The organism is Enterobacter cloacae complex sp. GF14B, from assembly GCF_004136805.1.
GTDB lineage: Bacteria > Pseudomonadota > Gammaproteobacteria > Enterobacterales > Enterobacteriaceae > Enterobacter > Enterobacter hormaechei_C.
In genome coordinates, this window is the sequence record NZ_QFRV01000224.1 from 1 (window position 1) to 1,924 (window position 1,924).

The following is a 1,924-nucleotide window of genomic DNA, read 5'->3' on the forward strand; positions in this document are numbered from 1 at the left end:
GGCCGCCGATCGTGACGGTGACCTTATCGCCCGCCGCCGCGCCGGTGGCGGAGCCGCTGATAATCTGCGCCTGATTGTGTTCAGCCACGTTAATCACGTCGTCGCCTGCCACGGTGTGGATGGTCACTGCCGGAACGGTGACGTCCACCGTAAGGTTGTGGTCCGCCGACGCCGGGTTACCCGCCTTGTCGCTCACGCTCGCGGTCACGGTGACGCTGCCGTCGCTTAATCCTGCCAGATCCGCCGCCGGAACGTTCAGCGTCCAGCTGCCGTTCGCGCTGACGGTTGTGGTGTAATCTTTGCCGTTCAGCGATACGGTCACCGTCTGGCCCGCTTCGGCGGTGCTGGTGCCGGAGATTGCCAGGTCGGACTGCGCTTCTGAGGCGTTGAGGATATCGTCGGTGGCAATGGTGTTGATGGTCACGGACGGCGCGGTAGCATCCACGCTGTACTCACGGCCCGCCGAGGCGCTGTTGCCGTTCACATTGGTGACGCTCACCTGTACGCTGGCGTCACCATCCTTCAGGCCAGCCAGATCCGCTGACGGCACGGTGTAAGTCCAGTTGCCGCTGTCGTCCACGGTGGTGGTGTAGATCCTGCCGTTCAGACTAATGGTCACGGTCTGCCCGGCTTCCACGTTGGTGGTCACACCGGACAGCACCAGATCCGCGCCCTTCTCCGCCGCGTTAATCACGTCGTCGGTGGCAAGCGCATTGATGCTGATGGCAACCGCCGCCAGATCGACGGTCACGTCGTGGCTGATGGAGACCGGGTTGCCCGCCGTGCTCTGGCCCGCTACGGTGACGGTCATCGTGCCTGCGGCCAGAGCGCCCACGTCTGCCGCCGGGATCGCCGCGGTCCAGGAGCCGTCTGCCAGTACCGACGCGGCATAGGTCTTGCCATTCACGGTCACGGTGAGCGTTGTGCCTGCCGCCAGCCCGTCACTGGTGCCGGAGACGATCAGGTTTTGACCATGCTCAATGCTGTTGATCACGTCATCGCCCGCCACAGTATTCACGCGCAGCCCCGGCAGGCTGGCGTCGATGGTGACATCGCGCTCGCCCGTTCCCGTGTTGCCGTGGCCGTTGGTCACAGTCGCAGACACCGTCAGGTCGCCGTTGCCCAGCGCCGTCAGGACGGATTCCGGCACGTTCACGGACCAGGTCAGATCGCTCTGCACTGTCGCGGTGTACGTGTTGCCGCCAATGGTCACGGTGACGGTATTGCCCGCCTCCGCGTTCGCTACCTTGCCGCTGAGGGTCTGACCCGCGGCCACTTCCGCCGCGTTGATGACGTTATCGCCCGCAATGGTGTTGATGGTGACGGTTGGCAGCGCGGTATCTACCAGCAGGTTCGCGGTGTTGCTCACGCTGTTGCCCACGCCGTTGGTGGCCGTCGCGTTCAGGGTGTAACTGGCCTGACCGAGACCGGTCAGATCCGCTGCCGGAATGGTCAGGCTCCAGGTGCCGTCTGCCGCCGTCGTGGCCGTGTAGTTTTTGCCGTTGAGGGTCACGGCCACCACGGTGCCTTCTCCCAGGTTGGCGCTGGTGCCGCTGACGCGCAGATCCTGACCCTTCTCTACCGCGTTCAGCACATTATCATCGCTGATGGCGTTGAAGCTGACCGATGGCAGACCGGTATCGACGGTCACATTATGCGTGCCGCTGCCGGTGTTGCCCGCCGCGTCGGTGACTGACACAGAGACGGTCACGGTTCCGTCGCTGAGGCCTGAAATCACATTTGCCGGGACACCCACGCTCCAGTTACCCGCCGCGTCCAGCACGGTGGTATAAGTCTGGCCGCCGATCGTGACGGTGACCTTATCGCCCGCCGCCGCGCCGGTGGCGGAGCCGCTGATAATCTGCGCCTGATTGTGTTCAGCCACGTTAATCACGTCGTCGCCTGCCACGGTGTGGATGGTCAC

At 64.3% G+C, this 1,924-nt stretch carries 1 protein-coding gene; it reads right to left on the minus strand.

Annotated features, from left to right (window positions below; translation table 11 throughout):
- The coding region (locus tag DD606_RS24850) for an Ig-like domain-containing protein (protein ID WP_129259421.1) at positions 1–1,924 on the minus strand (1,924 nt) is incomplete at both ends.